Source organism: Acidithiobacillus sp. TH-A36, assembly GCF_057473445.1.
The window spans coordinates 1-1352 of the sequence record NZ_JBYCKP010000544.1 but is presented as its reverse complement, the minus strand read 5'-3'; the positions used below and the strand labels follow the sequence as shown (position 1 = coordinate 1352).

General features: G+C 49.9%; 2 protein-coding genes. Both read left to right on the top strand.

Features of this window, described 5'->3' with window-relative positions; all coding sequences use genetic code 11:
• On the top strand, nucleotides 1-538 hold a 538-nt coding region (locus tag AC2VLY_RS13910; protein WP_486893352.1), incomplete at its 5' end, for a type I restriction endonuclease subunit R, EcoR124 family.
• Nucleotides 539-646: 108 nt separating this feature from the next.
• The coding region (locus tag AC2VLY_RS13905) for a restriction endonuclease subunit S (protein ID WP_486893351.1) at nucleotides 647-1352 on the top strand (706 nt) is incomplete at its 3' end.

The window sequence follows — 1352 nt, the reverse complement described above, 5'->3', positions numbered from 1 at the left end:
CGAACAGACCAGTCCGGAAGTCGAGCAACTGGATTTTGAGTTTGTCCTTTTTGCCTCGGCCGTAATTGATTACGACTACATCATGACCCTGATCAGTCGTTACACGAACCCTACACCGGGCAAACAAACCATGAATCGGGAAGCACTGGTGGGATTGATTCAGTCCGATGCCCAGTTTTTGGATGATCGGGAAGAGATTACTGCCTATATCGATACCCTGAAAGCGGGTAAGGGATTGGATGAATCGGCGATTCGCGAAGGATTTGAACATTTCAAGAGGCAGAATCAACAGCAGCGCATACAAGAGATCGCCCAGACGCATGGACTGGATGTCCGAGCACTCCAGGACTTCATGGCGCAGACTCTGAACCGGATGATATTCGATGGAGAACAACTGAGTGAATTACTGGCATCGCTGCAGTTGGGTTGGAAAGCCCGCACCCAGAAGGAAACCGCCCTCATGCAGGATTTGATTCCCTTGCTGCATAAGCAGGCTCAGGGGCGGGAGATTTCGGGGCTGGAGGCTTATGAACAATAATCCATCAAAGCACGCGGCTATCACGCGAGTGGAAACAACGTTTTTGCAGATCGATAAATTAAGCGTGGATCACCCGCTACGGCAGGAAGAACAGGGAAAACATAACGGATGAGCGGAACAACAAATAGTGGTCGGGTGCCCAGGTTGCGGTTTCCGGAGTTTCGGGGGACGGGAGAGTGGGTACAAACGACCCTCGGAGCTGTTGCAAGGCTGAAAAACGGCTATGCGTTCAAAAGTTCTGACTATGTTGATTCAGGGTCATTTCAAATCGTCACGATAGCAAATGTCCAACATGGTTCAATGACACTGGATGCAGCAAAGAGGATCACTCAACCACCTGCCGACATGCAGAAGCATCAGAAACTCTGCATCGGCGATATCCTAATCTCGATGACTGGCAACGTTGGCAGGGTCTGCCGAGTAGCTTGTGGTTCACTCTTGCAGAATCAGCGTGTTGGAAAATTGGTGCCCGTAGATATACACCCAAAGTTCTTCTATCACTCATTGCAACGGGAGGATTTTCGGAATTCGATGCAATTAAAAGCTGCTGGTGGCGCGCAAGGCAACTTAAGTTCCGGCGATATTATTGATTACACTCTAGACTATCCTGACGACGACGCAGAACAACAAAAAATCGCCGATTGCCTTTCCTCCCTCGACGACCTGATCACGCTGGAGACGCAAAAGCTCGATAGTCTCAAGGCCCATAAAAAAGGACTGATGCAGCAGCTTTTCCCCCGCGAAGGAGAAACACAACCCCGTCTGCGTTTTCCTGAATTCCAAAATGCTGGGGAGTGGAGTATTACCACGGTTG